Annotated in this window: 18 protein-coding genes and 1 pseudogene; 6 read left to right on the top strand and 13 right to left on the bottom strand. The window is 43.8% G+C overall.

Going from position 1 to position 22,740, the window contains the following annotated elements; translation table 11 throughout:
* Positions 1-153: 153 nt before the first annotated feature.
* From IOD06_RS13680 to IOD06_RS00565, 3 genes and pseudogenes are all read left to right on the top strand, one after another.
* Positions 154-1,512 (top strand): annotated as a pseudogene (locus tag IOD06_RS13680) (circularly permuted type 2 ATP-grasp protein); the annotation flags it as partial.
* A 957-nt stretch (positions 1,513-2,469) separates the two neighbouring features.
* The gene (locus IOD06_RS00560; protein ID WP_189581966.1) at positions 2,470-3,255 is read left to right on the top strand and encodes a transglutaminase family protein; all 786 of its coding nucleotides are present in this window, start codon (positions 2,470-2,472) and stop codon (positions 3,253-3,255) included.
* Between the two features lie 34 nt (positions 3,256-3,289).
* On the top strand, positions 3,290-4,030 hold the full coding sequence (locus IOD06_RS00565; RefSeq protein WP_194618526.1) for a peptidase: 741 nt from the start codon (positions 3,290-3,292) through the stop codon (positions 4,028-4,030).
* A 120-nt stretch (positions 4,031-4,150) separates the two neighbouring features.
* Here the strand turns inward: IOD06_RS00565 and IOD06_RS00570 are convergent, their stop codons facing one another.
* From IOD06_RS00570 to yghU, 4 genes are all read right to left on the bottom strand, one after another.
* Positions 4,151-5,395: a DUF819 domain-containing protein gene (locus IOD06_RS00570; RefSeq protein WP_194618528.1), complete on the bottom strand. Its 1,245-nt coding sequence runs from the start codon at positions 5,393-5,395 to the stop codon at positions 4,151-4,153.
* A 485-nt stretch (positions 5,396-5,880) separates the two neighbouring features.
* A complete protein-coding gene (locus IOD06_RS00575) occupies positions 5,881-7,548 on the bottom strand; it encodes a DEAD/DEAH box helicase (protein WP_189581957.1) in 1,668 nt (555 codons plus the stop codon).
* A gap of 607 nt (positions 7,549-8,155) precedes the next feature.
* Positions 8,156-9,241 carry a DUF1176 domain-containing protein gene (locus IOD06_RS00580; protein WP_227669824.1) on the bottom strand — a complete coding sequence of 362 codons (1,086 nt, stop codon included), beginning with the start codon at positions 9,239-9,241 and terminating at the stop codon, positions 8,156-8,158.
* A 412-nt stretch (positions 9,242-9,653) separates the two neighbouring features.
* Positions 9,654-10,508 carry a glutathione-dependent disulfide-bond oxidoreductase gene (gene yghU / locus IOD06_RS00585; protein ID WP_194618532.1) on the bottom strand — a complete coding sequence of 285 codons (855 nt, stop codon included), beginning with the start codon at positions 10,506-10,508 and terminating at the stop codon, positions 9,654-9,656.
* Between the two features lie 387 nt (positions 10,509-10,895).
* On the opposite strand from yghU, the gene IOD06_RS00590 reads away from it, so the two are divergent.
* Positions 10,896-12,272 (top strand): DHA2 family efflux MFS transporter permease subunit, encoded by a 1,377-nt coding sequence (locus tag IOD06_RS00590; RefSeq protein ID WP_194618533.1) that lies wholly within the window; start codon positions 10,896-10,898, stop codon positions 12,270-12,272.
* Between the two features lie 143 nt (positions 12,273-12,415).
* On the opposite strand, the gene bfr (IOD06_RS00595) is transcribed toward IOD06_RS00590, so the two are convergent.
* From bfr (IOD06_RS00595) to IOD06_RS00605, 3 genes are all read right to left on the bottom strand, one after another.
* Positions 12,416-12,898 carry a bacterioferritin gene (gene bfr, locus IOD06_RS00595; protein ID WP_194618535.1) on the bottom strand — a complete coding sequence of 161 codons (483 nt, stop codon included), beginning with the start codon at positions 12,896-12,898 and terminating at the stop codon, positions 12,416-12,418.
* A gap of 61 nt (positions 12,899-12,959) precedes the next feature.
* Positions 12,960-13,448 (bottom strand): bacterioferritin, encoded by a 489-nt coding sequence (gene bfr / locus IOD06_RS00600; RefSeq protein ID WP_010198016.1) that lies wholly within the window; start codon positions 13,446-13,448, stop codon positions 12,960-12,962.
* Between the two features lie 405 nt (positions 13,449-13,853).
* On the bottom strand, positions 13,854-14,045 hold the full coding sequence (locus tag IOD06_RS00605) for a bacterioferritin-associated ferredoxin (RefSeq protein WP_010198018.1): 192 nt from the start codon (positions 14,043-14,045) through the stop codon (positions 13,854-13,856).
* A 376-nt stretch (positions 14,046-14,421) separates the two neighbouring features.
* Between IOD06_RS00605 and IOD06_RS00610 the strand changes: the two genes are divergently transcribed.
* Entirely contained in the window at positions 14,422-14,751 is a 330-nt protein-coding gene (locus IOD06_RS00610) for a helix-turn-helix transcriptional regulator (protein WP_194618537.1), read from the top strand.
* Positions 14,752-15,169: 418 nt separating this feature from the next.
* Here the strand turns inward: IOD06_RS00610 and IOD06_RS00615 are convergent, their stop codons facing one another.
* The 5 genes from IOD06_RS00615 to IOD06_RS00635 all read right to left on the bottom strand — a co-directional run bounded on the left by IOD06_RS00615 (position 15,170) and on the right by IOD06_RS00635 (position 20,381).
* Positions 15,170-15,892 carry a sulfate/molybdate ABC transporter ATP-binding protein gene (locus tag IOD06_RS00615; protein ID WP_010198021.1) on the bottom strand — a complete coding sequence of 241 codons (723 nt, stop codon included), beginning with the start codon at positions 15,890-15,892 and terminating at the stop codon, positions 15,170-15,172.
* Between the two features lie 110 nt (positions 15,893-16,002).
* The gene (cysW, locus tag IOD06_RS00620; RefSeq protein ID WP_010198022.1) at positions 16,003-16,938 is read right to left on the bottom strand and encodes a sulfate ABC transporter permease subunit CysW; all 936 of its coding nucleotides are present in this window, start codon (positions 16,936-16,938) and stop codon (positions 16,003-16,005) included.
* Between the two features lies 1 nt (position 16,939).
* Entirely contained in the window at positions 16,940-17,824 is an 885-nt protein-coding gene (gene cysT / locus IOD06_RS00625; RefSeq protein WP_189581940.1) for a sulfate ABC transporter permease subunit CysT, read from the bottom strand.
* Positions 17,825-18,005: 181 nt separating this feature from the next.
* On the bottom strand, positions 18,006-19,106 hold the full coding sequence (locus IOD06_RS00630; RefSeq protein ID WP_194618539.1) for a sulfate ABC transporter substrate-binding protein: 1,101 nt from the start codon (positions 19,104-19,106) through the stop codon (positions 18,006-18,008).
* Between the two features lie 150 nt (positions 19,107-19,256).
* Entirely contained in the window at positions 19,257-20,381 is a 1,125-nt protein-coding gene (locus IOD06_RS00635; protein ID WP_194618541.1) for a sulfate ABC transporter substrate-binding protein, read from the bottom strand.
* Between the two features lie 255 nt (positions 20,382-20,636).
* Between IOD06_RS00635 and IOD06_RS00640 the strand changes: the two genes are divergently transcribed.
* On the top strand, positions 20,637-21,158 hold the full coding sequence (locus IOD06_RS00640; RefSeq protein WP_194618542.1) for a hypothetical protein: 522 nt from the start codon (positions 20,637-20,639) through the stop codon (positions 21,156-21,158).
* Between the two features lie 105 nt (positions 21,159-21,263).
* On the opposite strand, the gene sat is transcribed toward IOD06_RS00640, so the two are convergent.
* A complete protein-coding gene (sat, locus tag IOD06_RS00645; protein ID WP_194618543.1) occupies positions 21,264-22,517 on the bottom strand; it encodes a sulfate adenylyltransferase in 1,254 nt (417 codons plus the stop codon).
* Positions 22,518-22,740 lie beyond the last annotated feature (223 nt).

Here is a 22,740-nt window from a genome sequence, read left to right on the forward strand (position 1 = left end):
AAAACAAGTACAAAAGACAACGCTTCAGAGCCATCGCAAAGCCAATCACAGAATCAGTCAGAGGATACACCCGTCAAGAATTTAGCAGATACTCCCCCATCACGAGCACCAAGCTTTGATGAGCTCCAAACGGCTAAAGGTCAGTATCGTCCAGTGGCAAAAGCCGTTGGTAATTGGCTTGATAACATCAACATGGATGCCCTCAATTATCTAAACGAACAAGCAGAAAATATCTTTTATCGTAAGGGCGTTACCTTTACCGTCTATAGCGATGCCAAAAACATCGAGCGTATGATTCCGTTTGATATTATCCCCCGTATTATTGCTGCAAGCGAGTGGCGTCTGATAGAAGCCGGTTGTAAGCAGCGCATCACCGCACTCAATGCTTTTTTGCATGACATCTACCATGACCAAGCCATCATGAAGGCCGACATCGTGCCTGCCAGCTATGTCTATGCCAGCGGCTGCTATGAGCCTTGGATGATGGGTATTGAGCTTGACAAACCCATCTACTCGCATATCAGTGGTATCGACTTGATCCGTGACGAGTCTGGCAAGTTCTGTGTATTAGAGGACAATTTGCGTACTCCGTCTGGTGTCTCCTATATGCTTGAGAGCCGTAAAATATCAGAGACATTATTGTCTGATATGTTTGCTGACACCTCTATTATGGGCATCAGTGATTATCCCGACCGCCTCAAAGCCTGTCTTGCCAGCTCAACCTCCAAATATGATCCACAAGTTGTCATCTTGACACCTGGCCGCTTTAACAGTGCCTATTATGAGCATGCGTTCTTAGCACATGAGATGAATGTGCCACTCGTACATGGTTATGATTTGGTAGTTGAGGACAGTAAAGTCTATATGCAAGGTATTCGTGGCAAGGTACAAATCGATGTGATCTACCGACGCATTGATGACCCCTATATTGATCCGCTCGCTTTTCAATCTGACTCGATATTGGGCGTCTCAGGGCTAATGAGCGCCTATCGCGCTGGTAATGTCGTTATCGTAAATGCACCAGGTACAGGTGTGGCTGATGATAAGAGCCTATATCCTTTTGTACCAGACATGATTAAATTCTATCTAAACGAAGAGCCGATTCTGCCTAATATAGAAACCTATCAATGCCGCAAGCCTGATGAGCTCAAATACGTGCTTGATAATTTAGACAAGCTAGTCGTAAAAGAAACCCAAGGTTCGGGAGGCTACGGCATGCTTATTGGGCCGACTTCTACCAAAAAGGAGATCGAAGAGTATCGCCTGCGCTTACTTGAAAACCCAGCTGGATTTATTGCCCAGCCGACTATTTCGTTATCGACCAACCCCACTGCTGTCAGCGATGGCATTGCGCCACGTCACATTGATCTGCGTCCCTTTATCCTCAGTCACGGCGATGGCACAGTCGATATCGTACCGGGTGGCTTGACTCGTGTGGCCATGGTTGAGGGCTCATTAGTCGTCAACTCATCACAAGGTGGCGGTATTAAGGACACTTGGGTCGTCGATGACAGTCACCTACAATCTGAAACCAAAAAACCAAACGGTAATGGTCAAGCTGGCAAATACACGCCTGTGCCTTTAGATGCCAACAACTCAGATCACGCCAACTATTATGATCGTGTGCAGCCTAAAGAAGCAGGCTATGAGATGCTAGATGACGCACCAATGATCTTGCTACTCTCCACTGCCAGTCATCTCATATGGCTAGGCCGATACAGCGAGCGCCTGTATTACTATGATAATGTCATGAAGCAACTGGTCAAAGACGATCTCAAAAAATCACAGCTGAAGCATTTAATCAGCCATTTAGGTTTTGACGCGGATGCGGATGAATCGTTTAAGACCATGAAAGCGCAGATGCTGTCTGATCTGGAACGAAATATCATACCGAACATCGTTCAATCGATAGATGACAATGTGCAAGAGGCCAAAGGCGTCATTGGTAAAGACACGGCTGAGTTATATAATTTGATTAAGCGGCTTTCAAGTGCTGGTACTTATCGGGCTGCAACCTTACAGCTACACGCATGTAACGCAGCTATGAAACAAGAGCATCCAACGGTGACCTGCTTCTGGCAATTAGGGCGTCATTTTGAGCAGCTAGAGCGGGCTGTGCTACTGGAAGAAGACTCAATAGAAGTCAGTCTTGAGTTTAAGTACTGGATCAATGAGCTGCCTGAAAACACGCGCTGGCGTGAGCTGACACGTCTGGCCAATCAGATGATTAGATCGAAGAAATTTAGTGATTTTCAGCTGATTAGCAAAGAGTTTAATATCATCTTGCGTCAAGGTGTCTAGTCGCAAGATGATTACAGGCGCTAATGATACAGTCGATTCCAGATAATTTGGATAATAGCAAGGCGAGTAACAGTACTACCAATAGTAGACTAAGCAAGCCTAACGCCATATCCGATTTATATGGGATTGACCATACATATGAAATAAACAGAAAAATAGGAAGCTATCATGAAACTTCAAATCAGCCATCAAACCAACTATTATTACGGCGAGCTTGCACAGCGCAGTGTCCAGTATATACGCATGACGCCAATGCAGATGCCGCACCAAATCATTCACAAATGGGAGGTGATGCTCCCCAAAGTGGCGACCAATCAAAAGGACGGCTTTGGCAATGACTGGCTTACCCTCAGCCGTAACGAGGCGCATAATAACTTGCAGATGCAAGCGTCAGGTATCGTCGAGATTGATACAGAGACCAAACGGTTAGAGGATATGGCACATGTCCCCTATCTGCTCTTTACTGTACAAACGCCATTGACCAAATGTTCACAAGAGATGCGTGAGTTTTCAGCGCCCTATCTAAAAAACCCCACGCATGACAGCCTAAAGTCGATGGCCAATGCCCTTATCATGAAGATGCCGTTTGTGAAAGATGTGACTCATGTAGGTACGACAGCGACTGAGTCTTTTGCGACAGGCGCTGGCGTTTGCCAAGATCACACCCATGTGTTTTTAGGCTGCTTACGGGATCAGCATATCCCAGCCCGTTATGTGTCAGGCTATCTATACGACGATACCGAAAACCATATGGCCAGTCATGCGTGGGCAGAAGTATGGCTGGACGGTTACTGGTACACCTTTGATATCTCAAATCAGCTGTTTCAACCAAGCTCTCATGTCTACGTCGCCATTGGTCGAGACTATTTAGATACAGCTCCTGTCCGCGGTGTTAGAATGGGCGGCGGTTATGAAAACCTTTACAGTCAAGTATTGGTTTCGAGATTATCATAGGCTATTTTTAAGCCTATTCTACTAAGGATCAGTTATGACTTATTGTGCCGCTATTCGCCTGAAAGAAGGGATGGTTTTTGCTAGCGACACACGTACCAATGCTGGGGTTGATCATATCTCAACCTTTAGAAAACTCTATCAATATGGCGTTGAGGGCGAGCGCTTTATCGTATTACAGACAGCTGGCAGCTTAGCGACATCGCAGGCGGTGTTTAACAAGCTACAAAATGATATTGACCAGCGTCTTGAGAGTAATCTCAATACGGTCCCGACTTTATTTGATGCCGCGCAAATGGTTGGTGAATGCATGCGTGAAAAAATGAACCATGCAAAAAAAGTCGCTAATTCTAGTGTCGATGGCGCCTTTACCAGCTCTTTTATGCTGGGTGGTCAAATAAAAGGCCAGAAGCCTGAGTTGTACATGATTTATCCTGCAGGCAATTGTATCAGGGCCACTGAAGACACCCCGTTTTTTCAGTTGGGTGAGAGCAAATATGGCAAACCCATTCTAGATCGCTCTGTCAGCTACGATACAGACGTGAGACATGCAGCCCGCGCGTTGATGCTATCATTCGACTCAACCATTCAATCAAACTTGTCAGTAGGCATGCCGATAGATTTTGTACTATATAAAAATGACAGCCTCACTATGCCCAATGGCCGCCGCATTGATGAGAATGATGCGTATTTCAACAGCATCCGCCATCAATGGTCAGAGGAGCTGCGTCGTATTTTGATTGAATTGCCTAAATGTCCTGATGGTTATTGGGGATAGGTATATGAAGGGCAAAAACTGTTTTAAATGAATGGTGAGGATCAACCGACAGACGTAGAAAAAGCAGCATAAATCGACCTTATGCTGCTTTTTTTATAACCATTTTTTCAAATTATAAGGTTATGTCACCACCAATCGCATTAGCTGCGTACTGATATAACCACCAAACGTGCCCACTGCATAACCCAAAATACCTAAAAATACGCCAACTGGTGCTAACGATGGATGAAAGGCCGTTGCGACAATCGGTGCCGATGATGCACCGCCAGTATTTGCGTTAGAGCCAACTGCTAGAAAGAAAAATGGCGCACGAATGACTCTAGCAACAGCAAAGATGATAACAACGTGAATACTCATCCACAATAGACCAATGAGTAGTAGTCGCCACTGCGAGACGATACCAGCCAAATTGATTTGCATACCAATAGCCGCAATTAATACAAAGATAAATACGGTACCGATTTTTGAGGCACCCACATGATCAAGCCTGCGAATTTTAGTAAAAGAAAAGATGACACCTATTAAGGTGATAATCACCACCATCCAAAAGAACGAGCTGGCAAAGCTATACTGTACCGCCCAGCTATAAGGTGCAAAAAACTCTGCAATCTGACCACCTATGAAATGTGCCACCCCAACCATCGCAAAGCATAAGCCAAACATCACCATCAAATCATTCAGTGTCGCTGGACGCGTATGATCACGCTCGTAGCTTTCAACCGCTTTAATCACTTTATCGATACTGCTGGTATCCGCTCTTAATAGGCGATCTATCTTATCGCTATGCTTTGCCATGATTAATATCGCCAATAACCACAATGAGGCATTGGTCGTATCGACCAAAATCATCATGCCAAACAAATCATCACTGACCCCAAACAGCTCTTTCATCGCCGCTTGATTAGCCGCACCACCGATCCAACTGCCCGCCACTGCTGAAAAGCCGCGCCAAAGAGTATCGTCGGTAAACATACTCGGCGACACCCACTTAGCGATACCCAAGCTAATCGGGCCACTGATGACAATGGCAATACTGGCAGCGAAGAACATCGCAATCGCTTTCCAGCCTAACCCCAATATCTTTGGTACATCCATTGATAGCGTCATCAATAGCAAACTTGCTGGCAGCAAATAAGTAGCAGTGAAACCATAAATCTGTGAGCCAATACCGTCAGCGAACACACCCAAACTGTTCAGTGCGGCTGGTATAAAGCAGCACAGTACGATACCCGGCAATACCGCATAAAAGCGCTGCCAAAACTTACCGGGCAAACCTTGAGTATAGAACACCAATCCGATAACAGCCATGATGATACCAAAGGCTAACGGCAAGCTATCAATGGCTAAATGAGAAATATCAGGCATCAAGGTACTCCAAGAGTTACAGCTAGCAAAAGTGAATCAGTATAGATAAGGCGAAAAACAGGTGCAAGCAACGATTGACAACAAAGATATATTTGTTCGTTTTGGCAGCTTATCAGTACTAGGGCGTGTCTTCAATTCACTCGATAGTCCTCTAAATGGGCTAAAAATGGCTAAATCTTGCCAAACGGCGTCAAATAGCTGACTAATATCTCGATATTATCTGCGCTATTTTCCTTGTTTGACGCCAATTTATCTCATTTTTATCACCATTTTTGAAATGAAGACACGCCCTAGAGTGTGTCCTCATTGTTAGCCCATTTAGAGAATACTGGATTGACATGAGAACACGCCCTAATTGGATACACATAAAACCCCGACGCACAAAAAAGCCAGATAACAAGTATCTGGCTTTTTGACGCTATTTTATCCGATTAAGTAAGGATTATTTTATTAATAACCTTTATTAATCATCAAATATAACGGTATTACGAGTTGTTACTACGGTTACCGCCGCTTGAACGACCTTGACCACGGCTGTCAGCACGACCAGCTGGGCGACCTTGGCTGCCGCTTGGACGACCACGACCCGTTGCAGCACGCTCACCGCGTGGAACGCCAGTGCTATCACCACGGCTAGGAGCACCAGTGCGCTTGCCTTGATACGGCTTGCCACCTGAACGCTCATTTGGCTTACCAGATGAATCACGTGGCTTACCTTGATAACCGCTGTCATTACTTGCGCGTTGACCGGTTGAAGCACTGTCACTTGAGCGACCGCGAGCATTAGCAGGATTACCTTGATAGCCACCGCTTGAGCGACCACGGCCTTGACCATTACCGCCACCGCCGTTTGAACGACCACGACCACGACCACGACCATTGCCTTTGTTTTCGCTAGGTACGTAAGTCTTCTTAGGCTCCATGCCTTCGATGATACATACTTCCATTTTGCGATCTAAATAACGGTTGATCGCGTTTAGCTGTGGACGGTCATCCATGCTACATAAGCTGATAGCGATACCAGTACGACCAGCACGACCACAACGACCGATACGATGGACGTAATCTTCAGTCTGACGTGGCAAGTCATAGTTGATAACGTGCGAGATAGCTGGGATATCTAGACCACGAGCGGCAACATCCGTCGCTACTAGGATTTTAATTTTGCCATTACGCAAGTCTTGAACGATACGGTTACGCTTGCTTTGTGGCAAATCACCATGTAGGAAGCTTGCTTTATGACCCGCTTCTTGTAGCTGTTTGGCCAGTTTTTCAGTACTACGTTTGGTAGCAGCAAAGATAATGATCTGTTCCATATCCTGCTGGCAAACGATTTTGTCAAGCAAACGGTTTTTATGATCAAAATCATCACAGTAGTACACTTTTTCTTCGATATGTGCAGATTCTACTTTGATTGATACGCGCTCAGGGTTCTTAGTGAAGCTGGCAGCGATTTTACCTACTGGGCCATCCCAAGTTGCTGAACACATGATGGTTTGACGATCCGTTGGTGCAGCACGTAGGATATCACTGATGTCATCAGCAAAACCCATGTCTAGCATGCGGTCAGCTTCATCAAGTACCAATACTTCTAGGTTTGACAAGTCAACGCGACCGGCATTGATATGGTCAAGTAAACGACCAGGGGTCGCAACGATAACTTGTACGCCTTTTTTCAAAGCAGTAATCTGACCGTTGTACGGTGCGCCGCCTACTAATGGCACACAGAACAAACCGCGCATATCTTTAGAGTAGGTACGAACGCTGTCATGTACTTGCTGAGCAAGTTCACGCGTTGGTGTTAGGATAAGTGCTTTGGTTAGTTTGTCAAAGCTAGTGGCGCGGCTTAAACGATCAAGTACAGGGATAACGAAAGCTGCCGTTTTACCACTACCGGTTTGCGCTGATAGAAGAAGGTCACGACCCGCTAGAGCGAAAGGAATGGCTTGTGCTTGAATAGGTGTTGGGTTTGTATAACCACTGCGATCAAGCGCGGTCAAAATTGGCTTGGCAATACCGAGGTCAGTAAAAGTAACTTGATTTTCGTCAGAAGCGTCAGCGTCAGTAGAAGCTGCTTCATTAGTAGTTGTGTTTTGAGTGGTGTCTTCGATAATGCCATTTTCAGCGGCGATTGCAGATAAGATGTCAGTCATGAGAATCCTTGGTAAGTATAAGTTGCTGTAAATTCAGCAAACTTGATGCATACCACTGATAACCGTTCACCACGCTGCTTTTATTAAAAAATTACCGAGCAATATGAAAATGTCGATAATCAGAAGCCAAGCTAATAAAGCTCTACTTCTTCAATAAATGCGTTCGTGCTGTCTGACGTATTTTGGTGGTAGTGCCGAGTGTCTTATCCTTGCCTGATATCAGCGCATTATCAATGCTTTGTCCAAAGCAGATAAAGGCAAACAACAACCAATCTAGACCGTATTATTTATGGGCCAGTAGATAAGATATGAGTCAAAAATAACTGATATTTTTTAAAAGGTTATTTAAGTACACAAAATCATCGGCAACAATTACTTATGGTCATCCTAGACCCAAAATCGCAGGCGATGTTATCAATCTCATAATTCACGCTAGTCAATGCTAACGTGGCGACGCAGTATAGCACAGTACAAACACTATCTGTATCTATTTTTCCAATTACTATTAAAATAAGCGCTATCTTCTTAATAAACAATCATTTATTTAATGAAGACATGCCTTAGCCTTTAAATAAATGATTGTTTATTAAAATGAACGTCGAATGTTCTAGCGTGGCATTTTTACTTCTGTCACATAGGTTGGCATTTGCCATGCCCCGCCTGCTTCGACCATACGGCACAGCCCCGTAGTGCTCTCATGACTTTTTTCAAAAGCTTTACCTGTCCACATCCAGTCGGCTTTGGATAAGCAGTCACCAATCCCGCGACCTTTTTGTACCGACGTGATTTTACCTTTGTCGTAATCGGTTGCATTGGTGGTAACCAAGGTCGGCTTATAGGGTTTAGTGTCATTTATCACCCAGACGCCTATGCCTGCATTATAAGCCCCTACCCAGCATTCGTGTTGTGCTAATAACTGCGTATTGTTCAAACGGCTGACACGCCATGAGGTTTCATCGAACAAATTTGGGCAGTCACTATCGGCATCTCGCATGGTAGTTTTCATCATTGTTGACAACTGCGAGGATTTCATCACAAATTTTTTGTTGCTGCTAGATATAGCAGCAGGGTTGGGTGCTACAAAACGGAGCGACGGTGCAGACTTAGGTGGCAAGACACTACTATTGGGCTTTTTGGCATCATCGCTACGGATAAAGGCACTCGATGTGCCTAGGCGGCCCTGTGCCTCATCTGCCTTGAGCATGACAGCGCTAGCCCCTTTATCAGACAACTGCCAACGTGAGTTACGTAGTACCAGCTCGATTTTGCTTGATTTAGTCAAAGCATCTAGCAGTGCGGTCACCTGTGACGAGGTCAGCTCAGCATTGCCTGCTGCTGCGGAGAAAGGTTTGGTTTCACCCAAGTCTTTGCCGTCGATAACCAAAGAAATGCGATGGCGATTACCCAGTTGCATCAAGGCTTTCGCAGCGCTTTCTTTAGCACCGCCAAACTTAACCTGACCGTCTACGGTGGCATTGGCCCCCGCACGGCGCACCAGCAATACCGAGACGGGCAACTGGCTATTGTTTTCTGCTTGGTATCCTGCCAGCCGGCAAGTACGGGTATTATCACAAGCAACCTGCCAATCTTGGTTGGTAAATTCAACGGCGGCAGCATGAGCGTGGCTCATAGAGCTAAATGATGTGATAGTCATTGCCGTCAGTATGGGTAATAAAATTTTGTTTTTTGACATTAATAGGCTTATTTTTGTTGTTGTTTTAGCTTTATTTGCAGAATGAGTCACATTTTTTGCATTAAATTTTTTATGAATATTGATATAGCAACTGGCATTGTGATCAGTTAACAATAATGGTGCACTTAGAACTTTATGCTTCTTCATAATAATTACTCATCAATAGAAGAATTATAAACACACGTCCTTTAAGACGGCGACCTGTTATCTTAACGTATCAATGTTTCTATCTGTTGTACTAATGTACCATTATGTAAAGATACAAGTATACTGCTAATTTAATATATCGATATATAAAGATAGCACTATCAATATGTTAAAAAACAAGGCCGATAAGCAAATTGCTTACCAGCCTTGTTTGACAGTCTCATTATTTTTATTTTTCTAATGAAGACCTATGATGCTTAATTACTTAAGCCATTGGTTTTAGTGACAGATCGACTGCCCGTTTTACCGCAGGACGCTCAGCAATTTGCTTCGCCCAGCGCTGTACATTTTTATAATCATCGACCTGTAAGAATTCAGCGGCTTCATAAAGCTTACCCAAAACCAATTGTCCATACCATGCCCAAATAATGATATCCGCAATATTATAATCTGCCTCGTCATTGCCGCACATGTATGCGCTGTCTTTTAGGTGTTTATCGAGTACGTCGAGCTGGCGCTTGGTCTCCATGGCATAGCGATTGATGGGGTATTCCATCGGCTCTGGCGCATAAGCATAGAAATGACCAAAACCACCGCCTAAGAAAGGCGCACTACCCATTTGCCACATCAACCAAGACAGACAGTCTGCTCTCGCTTTACCAGCGGCTAAAGGGATGAACTGACCAAATTTTTCTGCCAAGTATATTAAGATGGCACCGGACTCAAAAAGCGCAATAGGCTCGCCAGCGGTATCGGCAGAATGATCGACCAAGGCTGGAATCTTTGAGTTAGGATTTATCGCCACAAAGCCCGAACCAAATTGATCGCCTTCTGAGATGTCAATTTTATAGGCATCATATTCAGCACCTTCAATACCAAGCTCGGCCAGCTCTTCTAATAAGATGTTAACCTTGACACCATTTGGCGTATTTAGTGAATAGAGCTGTAATGGTGCCTCGCCGACTGGCAGCTCTTTTTCATGACGCGCGCCAGCCGTTGGGCGGTTGATACTAGAAAATTTACCGCCACTTTCTTTATCTTGTGTCCATACCTTAGGTGGCGTATAAGTCGCTTCTTTTACATTATTATTGGTCGTTGATTGATTGTTATCATTACTCATCAGAGATCCTATTTGTTATTGTGTCACAAAATATAATTTTACTAAAAGTAGCCCGTTCAAGATAATTTGGATAAAAAAGCAGGCAAAAGCACTATAAATAGTAGACTGAGCGAACCTAACGAATTATTTAATTCATGTATCCAATTTATATGAGACTGACTGAATGTGTGCTCTACTATAACGGCTATCTCTCAACCTATTAAAGTCCTGTCGTGTAATTAATGTAGTGGTTTTTAGGATAAAAAGTCCTTTGGTTACTTTGCTCACCTTTAACTACTCTGCCATTGTTTCTATACTACGCACAATTTAACGGTCTTTAGAGATAAAGGTAGTGGCTCACGAGCACGCTCTTTGAATACCCTAGCCTTAAGATATGGTGATGTCAGTATGGTAACGCTAACCTCCACACAAAATAAATACCTACCCTATGTGCTGGCGGTGGCGCTGTTTATGCAAATTTTAGACGCCACCATTTTGAATACCTCGCTACCACAAATGGCACAAGCACTGGGTGAGTCACCACTTAAAATGCAATGGGCTGTGATTAGCTATGCGTTAACCTTAGCTGTTTTTATACCAATCAGTGGGTTTTTAGCGGACAAATATGGCACACGTCGGGTGTTTTTATCCGCGATCATCATCTTCTGTATTGGTTCATTGCTGTGCGCGGCGTCACCAACCCTAGACTTTTTAATTGGTTCACGTGTGATACAAGGCATTGGCGGTGCGATGATGACACCTGTTGCTAGGTTGATATTGGTCAAGTCATATCCTCGCAATAAGCTATTGACCGTGATGAACTTTGCGGTGATTCCAGCATTGGTAGCACCCTTGGTAGGGCCAGTGCTCGGTGGTTATATCGTGCAATATGCCAGCTGGCAGTGGATATTTTTGATCAATATACCGATGGGTATTTTTGGCTTTATCATGGGGAAAAAACTGGTACCGGCTTTATTTGAAGATACTAAGCATTTAGATTGGACAGGGTTTTTATTGTTTGCCACTGCAGCTTGTGGGTTTACGCTAGCAGTAGAGTTTGGCTCACAGGCAGGACGAGAGCTATATGGATTGTTCTGTGGTTTGGGTGCAAGCCTGCTGATAGGTGCTTATATCTGGCATGCCAAAAGCCGTCAAGCGCCGCTATTCCCCTTGACCCTATTTGATATTCGTACCTTTAAGATTGGGATTACGGGTAACTTATTTACGCGCTTAGGCATTAGTGCCGTACCGTTTCTACTACCGTTACTATTACAAGTGGTGTTTGAGTACTCACCGTCGCAGGCAGGTTGGCTGCTGGCACCTATCGCGGTTGGGGCGATTGGTATCAAGCCTTGGGTGAGTAAAATTATTCAACGTTACAGCTATCGCACGGTATTGGTCTACAATACATTTTTTATGGGTACGCTCATCATTATGTTAGCGCAGTTTAATGATGCCTCACAGTGGCTTTGGTTCATCCCTATTTTGACCGTGATGGGTGCTTGTAACTCTATGCAGTTTAGCGCGATGAACACCATTACCATCGGTGATTTGGAAGGCGTACAAACCAGTAGCGGTAATAGCTTGATGGCTGTTAATCAGCAGCTCGCGATTAGCTTTGGCATTGCCTTTGGGGCTGCACTACTGAATCTACTACGTGAGCGGTTTGAGCTTGATACCTTGGCGGCGTTTCAGACGACGTATTGGATATTGGGAATACTAACGATTCTCTCAGGACTATATTTCTTACGTCTTAAACCTGAAGATGGTCGCGGTTTGTATTAGGGCATGTCCTCATCTAAAAACTGAAGACAAATGATGTCATAAACATGCTCATAAATACCGGACACAAAAAAGCCAGTAGAGGTTTAAATGATATCAAACGCCTACTGGCTTTTTAATCGATGAAGGGCTTAAGCGATGAAGGACTAAGGCGCTTTGTCATCATCCATCTGTGATTGGATGTAGCGTTCTACACCAATGCTTTCGATCAAGTCTTCTTGCGTCTCTAGCCAGTCTTGATATTCTTCATTGCCATCTTTGAGCTTCACCAATAGCTGACGAGATACATAATCACGATGTGTCTCGCACAAAGTAATCGCATCGGTAAGAATGTCGAATTTCTGTTTTTCTAAACGCAAATTGCAATCAATAATCTCTGGCACATCTTCACCCACCAGCACTTTACCCAGTTCTTGCAAGTTCGGTAAACCATCAAGTAACAAGATACGCTCGATTAAATCGTCTGACCATTTCATCTCAGCAATTGACTGATGGTATAACGAGTCATTCAGCGCTTCGAGACCCCAATGCCGAGCAATCCGTGCGTGCAAAAAATACTGGTTAATAGCGATTAGTGATTGACCAAGCACTTTATTGAGTGCACGAATAACGTCTTTATCCCCTTTCATAATATCTCTCCCTTTATCATTATCTAGTAAATTAAATGTCGTGTAACGCTATCGATAGCTATTAAACAAGATGAGGAGATACCTCAGCCATTTGACTTTGTAGATAATTTGGCAGACCAATCATATCGATGAGGCGCAACTGCTGCTCAAGCCAATGCGCATGATCTTCTTCAGTGTCTTTTAGCTGCACAACCAACATCTCGCGAGTGACGTAATCATGTTGTTCTTCACACAGCGCAATACCGTCTTTTAGATGCTGTTGCACTTCATACTCTAGATCAAGGTCAAGCTGCAGCATTTCGGGAACGGTGCTACCAACGTTGATATCGTTGACTTTCATCTTTGGCGTGCCGCCGAGCATTAGAATACGGCGAATGATAGCCTGTGCGTGTAAGGTTTCATCTTGCATCTCATGATTGATACGGTCGTATAATTTGCCGTAATGCCATTCCGCATACATCTCTGAGTGAATGAAATACTGGTCACGAGCTGCAAGCTCGCCACCTAATAGAAAATTTAAATACTCAATAACTTTTGGGCTACCTATCATCACACGCACTCCTATATTTATTCGTCTTTCAGATTACAGCAATAGTAATAATACCTGTATTGATAGCATTATCAGTAACCTGCACGGTCAAATTGAAAACAACAAAAAATCTTCTAAATCAAGATAGATATAGTAGCATATAGACGCTGTATGACTTGTAACGTTATTAACTAAGAATAAGATGCTAATTGAGAATCATAATTAGCCAGCTTTTTTGAAGACGCTCAATAGGTATTTGAGCAATATAGAGAAAGTCCAGTGCGGGATATAAGCATGATAATTGCCCTACCCTTTATAACAGCTAATTGAGCTATAAAGAGTAAGCCGCGATAATAGAAGAGGTGGTTGTTCGAAGGTAGGACTACTTGTCATGCGCAAGCGTAAACGGTGCTTATCTAACAATCGTTAAACGGCATAAGCTAGGACATCTAATCTAGCATGGTGTTCATCAAGATAATCGTTGACCATAGGTTCGCAGCAGCCACAGCACGTCGCAACATCAAGGGTATCTTTTAGACCGTCAAGGGTATCGATGCCAGCAGCAATAGCGGCTTTGATTTGCTTTTCTTTTACGTCGTTACAGATACATACGTACATGTGCTTGCTCCTACGATGGTTACTATATGCTTTGCTGAAGTACTTAAAAATAAAGAGATACTTAAAAATGAAGAGATATGTTTTGAACGATATAGGTTACTTGATGTTCAATACTTTATCTTGTTAGTCGTTATAATAACGATAATTATTACCATTTGCAATAGCATTGACCTATCTGTCCGTCATAAATCTACTGCTATTGAATCTTGATAAAAGCTCAATTCATGTAACTGCATACACACAAACATGTAACCGAACATTTTTAACGGTATTAAATTGACGATGAAGTGTAATTTTGCTCACTTTTTAATCGATTTTATTGATAACTGCTGTTATATTGACATCCTATTAATAAAAGCTCTCTTGGGATTACCCTATGTCTGATAATAATTTTACGATACAACCTATCGAATTGTTTAAAGTTTTATCTGATCCGACACGCTTAAAAATCTTCCAGATTTTATTCAAAAAAGAGGCACTCTGTGTAGGCGCATTGGTAGAAATACTGGATCAACCGCAGCCAACCATCTCTCGCCATTTAAACCATTTGAAAAAACTGGGTATTTTAAGCTGTGTTCGCGACGGTACGTGGATGTGGTATGAAGTAGCAGATGACCTGCCTGACTGGTGCCAAGATATCTTAGACATCACTTATGAGCAAACCTCACTCGGAGACTTAGACGGTGATATGCAAAAACTTGCGTAGTTACTATTAACTTGCGTAGTTACTATTAAGTAGTTACTACTAATAAGTGATTAGATGGTAAGCGATTAGGATAGTAGGTAATTAGAAGCTATTCATTAAGCGTTACTATCTGCGGGTTTGGTCATTGCTCTACCTCTAAAGTTGACACTTATAAATAGCTTAATCCATAAAAAAAGACCTAATAATTTAGGTCTTTTTTTATTTACAAATGACAGCAACTGCACAGACTGGTTGTCTTAAACATGGGTAAAATGCGATGAGATATAGTCAAAATACCCCAAAAACGCTACGATACTGATGATATTAATTTTTTGTAGCCTCTGTCTGCTCAGGCACAGCAAGCAAGAAAAATTGATATCATCAGTGCGTGATGTATCGATATTACTTTGCACTGACTATATGACTTAAAGAAGTCTGATTATACTAAATCTAAAAAGTCGCTGACAAAAGCGTTAGCTGGATGGTGTATCAGCTCTTCTGAAGTACCTACCTGCTCGACATGACCATGATTCATTACCACAATCTCATCAGATATTGCGCGCGCCTCTTCTTGATCATGGGTCACCATGATACTGGTAATACCAAGATCATGATGAATGTCTTTTAGCCAAGTACGCAACTCTTTACGCACCTTGGCATCAAGTGCGCCAAACGGCTCATCCAGTAGTAATAACTTTGGTTTTACCGCCAGTGCTCGTGCCAGTGCAATACGTTGGCGCTGACCGCCAGATAATTGATGTGGGTAAGCATTGGCAATCTGCGGCAACTGTACTAATTCTAGCAGCTCTGCCACCCGCTTATTGATATCAGCTTTGCTTGGGCGTTCGTTCTTTGGCAACAGCGTTAAGCCAAAGGCGATATTATCGGCGATATTTTTGTGGCGAAACAAGGCATAGTGCTGAAACATAAAGCCGATATGGCGTTTTTGAACCGGCGTGTTGGTAACGTCCAAATCATCAAACAATATCTGTCCCGAATCCGCATATTCAAGCCCAGCAATGATACGTAACAGTGTCGTCTTACCGCAACCAGAGGGGCCTAGCAAGGTCGTCAATTTACCAGTAGGCACAGTGATATTAATATTGTCTAAGGCAGTAAAATTGCCAAAACTTTTATTAACGTTCCTAATTTCGATGCTCATAATAGTGTCTCTTATTATATCTTTTGTCTTATCGTAGCAGATTGTCTTCGATTGCTGTTTTATTAGTAGCTAAATATAAGTAGCGAACTATTAACAGCTACTTGAACCAGTTATAGGCTGTTATCTTCGTTCTTTGCTACGGTGGCATTGGCACTCACTGGCAGCTCAGGGGCACTTGCCAGCCGTTCAGATTTGGCAAATTTACGCTCTTGTACTTTGGTCATGACTTGTTGTATCAGTAGCGTCACTAGAGCGAGCGCAGCAAGTAAACTTGATAAGGCAAAAGCCGCGGTAAAATTATAATCATTGTAAGCAATCTCAACCAAGAGCGGCATGGTATTGGTCTCACCGCGAATATGACCCGAGACCACGCTCACGGCACCAAATTCACCCATTGCTCGCGCATTGGTTAAAATCAAACCATAGAGCAATGCCCATTTAATATTGGGCAAGGTCACATGCCAAAAAGTCTGCCAACCGGTGGCACCCAAAGTCAGCGCGGCCTGCTCCTCACTATCACCTTGAGTCTGCATCAGCGGTATCAGCTCACGTGCTACAAAGGGAAAGGTCACAAATAGCGTCGCCAACACAATCCCTGGTACCGCATAAATCACTTGAAAGCCCATGCTCTCAAGCCAGCCACCAACGGTAGAGTTAAGGCCGAATAACAAGACAAACATCAAACCGGCGACCACTGGTGACACCGAAAATGGCAAATCAAGCAAGGTTGTGACCAGCTGCTTACCTTTAAACTGATAACGCGTGACCAACCATGCAATCGCGATACCCATCACCATATTAATGGGTAACACGATAGCAGCGGTAATTAACGTCAGCTTAATGGCTTGCAAGGCTTCTGGATCGACCAACGAGGCAATGTACAGCTGCCAACCACCTTTAAAGGCTTCGTAGAACACCGCAAATAATGGCACCACCAACATGATAACCATGAATAAAACAGCAATCGCGATAAAGGTACGTCTAATCCATGGGCTGTCTTTAGTCGCTGGATTACTTTGATAATCGTAGCTATTGGATATCTGCATCTTAGCGAGCTCCTACACGGCGCGACAGTTTCCACTGTACGATGTTGATGGTCAATAAAATCACAAATGAGATCAGCAGCATAAATAACGCCACAGCGGAGGCACCCTGAATATCAAACTGCTCAAGCTTACTGATAATAATGAGCGGTAAAATCTCAGACTGCATCGGAATGTTACCAGCGATAAAAATCACCGAGCCATACTCGCCAGTCGCACGAGCAAACATCATGCCTGCACCCATAAGTAAAGCGGGTAACAGCTCTGGTAAAATAACTTTGCGAAAAGTGGTAAAGCGATTCGCACCTAATACCGCAGATGCTTCTTCAAACTCAACCGATAGCTCGGCCAATACGGGCTGTACCGCACGAACAATAAACGGAAAGCTGACCACTACTAAGGCGAGCCAAATACCAATAGGCGTAAAAGCCACCTGAATATCGAATTTATCGAACCATTGACCAATCAGACCATTAGGCGCGTAAAGAGTGGCAAGAGAGATACCGGTGACGGCGGTTGGTAGTGCAAAAGGCAAATCAACCAAAGCATTGATTAGAGACTTACCCCAAAACTCATAACGCACCAGCACCCAAGCGACCAGCGTACCAAACACCATATTAGTAAGCATCGCTAAGAACGACATCCACAAACTTAATTTTATAGCAGCGGTCACTTGCGGCTGGGTAATGGTTTCCCAAAAGCCAGTCCAGCCCATTTGCGTTGTGGTATAAGCCATCATAGCAAACGGCAGTACCACCAGTAACGATAAGCTAAAGACGGTGATGCCCATGCTCAGACCAAACCCTGGCAGCACATTGCGCTGACGCAAACGGTTCAGCCACCCTTTGTTTCGCAGGGGTTTGTTGGCAGAAGATAGTGGTGCACTCATAGTAATGTCCTATTGCCTATCTGATGGTACTTATCGTAAAGACCACGTTTTATCAAATTTATTATTAGTACGCTTATGGTATAAAGGACATAGCGCGGGTGCCATGTCCTTTATATGATTGGACGTTACTTTAGAATTGCTGAGCTGGTAACGACAGTACGTTTAAAACATAGCAGACTGGCTACTGAGGGGCATTGATTGCTAACTGATCGAATACGCCGCCATCACTAAAGTAAGTGCTCATGATCTCATCCCATGACCCAAACGCATCGTTTGGACGGAAAGTTTCAACCGGTGGTAATTTGTCACCATTTTTATCAAGAACGCTTTTTACGCTAGGACGTAAGTAAAGGTCAGCAGCCAATTGCTGAGCAGGCTCGCTCCATAAGTAATCAAGATAGGCTTTTGCTGCATTAGTCGTGCCTTTCTTGTCCGTCACCGACTTAACGATCGCAACAGGGCTTTCTGATTTGATAGAGTATTTAGGATAAACGATGTCAACTTTACCCGCACCAAAATCAGTGGCGGCAAGATTGGCTTCGTTTTCAAAGGTGACGAGTACATCACCAATACCGCGCTGAACGAAAGTCGTTGTCGCTGCACGTCCGCCATTCTCATAAACTTTCACGTTTTTAAGCATATCTTTTACATATTTTTTCGCTGGTGCTTCTTCGTTATTAAAGGCGTGTAAACCATAACCATAAGCCCCTAAGAATGCATAGCGACCATTACCAGTGACTTTCGGATTAGCCATTACAATCTCAAGGCCATCTTTGGTCAAATCTTCCCAATCGTTGATGCCTTTTGGATTGTCTTTACGCACCAAAAATACGATGGTGCTGGTAAATGGCACAGCATTATCTGGGAATTTGCTTTCCCAATCTGACTCAACCAACCCTTTTTTCTCAAGCAATTCAATGTCTGAACCTTGGTTCATCGTCGCAACATCCGCTTGCAAACCATTGGCAACTGACAGTGCTTGCTTACTTGAGCCACCATGTGACTGCTTAATTAGGATAGTGTCGTTTGGGTTCTCAGCTTTATAGTGCTCAACGAACAGTGGGTTGTAGTCTTTATAAAAATCACGCGCCACATCATAAGAGACGTTCAACAGCTCGATATTCTGACCTTCTGCACTCGTGGCTGTGCCATCAGCATTGGCAGTTGTATCTGCCTGCTCACTGTTGCTACAGCCAGCAAGTCCAAGTGTCAACGCCACGCCAGCGACACTTAGAGCGCTCAGCGCTTTGTTTTTTTGTTGATAACGAGCTGCGTATGTCATAAATACCTCAGAGATGTCTGTTTTTTATGTAATGCAGGTATGCTAACAGCGCCATCTTATTATGTTTAATGATGAATATGTGTATGTTATTGCCAAAATGGAATAACTGTATTATATAGATAAAGTTATCAATTACTTAAGGGTTGCCCTCTACTCTACCCGTGCCAGCTGATCGAAACGCCCGCCATCGACAAAGAATGTGTCCATGATCTGTGCCCAAGACCCGAAAACTTCGACTGGCTCAAAAGTGTCAATATCAGGTAAGGTGTCTTTGTGCGCGGCCAGCACCTGCTCATTACTAGGACGCATATACATCTGTGCCATGAGTTCTTGTGCGGGGGTATCCCATAAGCCTTTGAGATAAGCGGTTGCGGCCTCAGTTTTACCGCCTTTTTCGGTGACAGCGGTCACTACGGCAACGGGGTTTTTAATAACAATCGAGTAGCTCGGATAAACAATGTCAACTTTTCCTTTTGCGAACTGCTGCACCGCCAGATGCGCTTCGTTTTCGGTAGTGATAAGTACATCACCTAGCCCGCGTTGGGTAAAGCTGGTCGTCGCTGCTCGTGCACCATTGTCATAAGTAACAACGTTTGCCAATAGTTTCTTGATAAAGTCATCCGTTTTGGTAGGATTTTCCACGTTTTCTTTAAATTGATGCAGCCCATAACCATAAGCGCCCAAAAAAGCATAACGCGCGGTACCACTGGTTTTTGGATTCGGGATGACCACATCGATACCGTTACGCGCCAAATCCGACCAATCTTGAATGTTTTTTGGATTGCCGTTCCGTACCAGTAGCACCATAGTGCTGGTATAAGGAACGGCATTATTCGGTAGGGCTTGTTGCCAGTCGGCTGCGACCAAGCCTTTTTCAACCAACAAGTTCATGTCGCTTTCTTGGTTGAAGGTTACCACATCGGCTTGCAAGCCATTGGCAACCGACAAGGCCTGCTTACTTGAACCACCATGTGACTGATTGATATCGATCTTACTGTCTGGGTTTTCTTTCTGATAATTCGCACTGAATAACGCGTTATAGTCTTTGTAAAAATCGCGCGATACATCGTAAGAGACGTTCAGTAAGCTGATGTCTTTTTGCGCACTGGCAGATTCGTTTTGCGTGGCTTGCGTTGGGCTGCAACCTGCAATTAGCATCATCGCTGTCAATGCGCTGCCAATCATGAGGATGCGTGGTTGTACGCTTTTAGATAATGATGGGGCACCAGCAATACTGCCAATGCGAGATGAGATTTTGTTGATATTAATTTGCATAAATGTTCTCTATAGTTTCGAGTTTCATATCTTTTAGTTTCGATGCGACCATTTTTTATTAAAATACTTATTATGGTCTCAATGGCTATTGCTCAGTGAATTTGGCTTTTTTAATTTAATATTGAGTATAATGAGAGCCATGCTAGCAGCTTGTTTCATGAACGCTTAGTGACAAATTAGCTTATCGAGTGAAGCACTTGGCATAAGCAGGCAGGAGCAATACCTATCATTCACTTAACCACAAGGTGCGACCATATGATTCAATACCAAACCCGCTCAGTACTTTCTATTGCGTTATTATTTGCCAGCGCTATTCTTGTTACCGTCAGCGGTTGTAGTTATAGCAATGATAACTACGGTGATAGCAACGTGAAAAGTACTGCTGTTATGCCGACACCTGCTGTGCAAAAAGTCGTTGGTGACTACGCCTCAGAGAGTTATGCGGCTCGCAAGCAAGGTTATGATTGGGTAGGCATTATGGTGAGACCTGACGGAGCGACAGACATTACTATAAAAGTGCGCGCCCGCAGTGATGTGAAAAAACCAACCTGTTATTTTGATGGTAAGGCGACCTTGCTGGGTCAGGATGATGCGCACGGCATTATTTTTCAGACCAAGATAAATAGCAGCAATGACAGCATGGCGTTCTTTCAATTTAAAGATAATACGCTGACCATTGATAGCCCAGATAAATATGCATTAAACTATTTTTGCTCAGGTGGCGGTACGCTAGCCGGAAACTATGAGAAGCTTTCGGGTGCTTTAGAGCTGAATTAACATTCAATGACGTTAGGCTGTACTGTAGACAATAAAAAAGGTGCTAGACGATAAGTCTGACACCTTTTTTTATGACTGATTTTATTTATCAACGATACAAATTAATTATACGGCGGATGCACCAGTGAGCTTAACCTCAGCACGCTCCTCACGAGCGATACCGGCATAATAATTGCGCAAAATTTCTAGTACTTCGGGACGGCTAAAGTTCTCTGGCACCTCTTCGTCTTCTGATAGTGCTTTACGTAGCTTAGTACCTGACACTTTGACATGCTCAGAGGCATCATGCGGGCAAGTTTTGTCGGATGCCATCGCATTACAAGCATTACACCAGAACGTCCAGCCAATTTTTAACGGCTGAGTGATAAGGTCGTCTTTGCCAACGTGCTCAAAGATAGTCTGAGCATCAAAGGCACCATAATAATCGCCAACACCAGCGTGGTCACGACCAACAATCAGATGACTACAACCATAGTTTTGACGGAATACCGCATGTAGTAACGCTTCACGAGGTCCAGCATAACGCATGTCTAGTGGATAACCCGCTTGAATCACCGTATCTTGTCTAAAGTAGTTGTCAATCAAGGTTTTGATTGCTTCTTGACGCACGTCAGCAGGAATATCACCTGGCTTGAGCGCACCTAACAATGAATGTATCAACACCCCATCACAAATCTCGATAGCAATCTTGGCAAGATACTCATGTGAGCGATGCATTGGGTTACGCGTCTGGAACGCTGCGACTGTTTTCCAGCCTTTGGCATCCAATATTTCGCGCGTCTCCGCAGGCGTTTTATAAATCTCTGGGTATAAGGCTGGGAATTCGCCTTCGCTCAGCACTTCTACGCTACCTGCGATGTTGACATCGCCTTGGTTTAGCACTTGCTGCACACCCGGATGCTCAGAGTCTGTCGTGGTAAATACTTGCTGGCATTCGTGTTCTTTATCAATGCTGTAGGTTTCTTCAACCGTCAAGATGCCCATCACTTCACCATCTTCAGCGACCAACGCAACTTTATCACCTTTATTTAGGCTGTCGGCTGTGGCTGTTGGTGCAGATAAGGTGATTGGAATCGGCCAAAACAAGCCAGCATTTTCGCCGCTTTGTAAGCGCATATTATCAACCACACCCTGCCAGTCGGCTTGATTCATAAAGCCGTTTAGCGGGGTAAAGCCGCCAATACCAAACATAATCAAATCGCCACGCTCACGAGAGCTTAAGGTAATCGTCGGTAATGTGCTGGCAAGTGACAAGGCTTGATCACGGGCGTCGCCAGTTAACAATAATGGCTTAAGCTCACTGCTACCATGAGGAGGGACTAGTTTTGAAGCTGCTTGATTGAGGACTGAAGATGTCATATTGATTTAAAACCTTAATAATAAATGATTATACTTAGTAAATTGGCTTAGCGAATTGGCTTATAAATAGAATACGCATAGGCTACCTAACTTTCGTTATGAAAATTTATGCTGTGTTTGGATATGGATATGTCTTAAAGGAATTTATGTTTTTTGGCACAAGCTTATATGATGTAAAGCTGAATTATTCACATTGCGATCGGCAACAAAATCTATTACACAC

The organism is Psychrobacter sp. N25K4-3-2 (assembly GCF_015351755.1).
Taxonomy (GTDB): domain Bacteria; phylum Pseudomonadota; class Gammaproteobacteria; order Pseudomonadales; family Moraxellaceae; genus Psychrobacter; species Psychrobacter glaciei.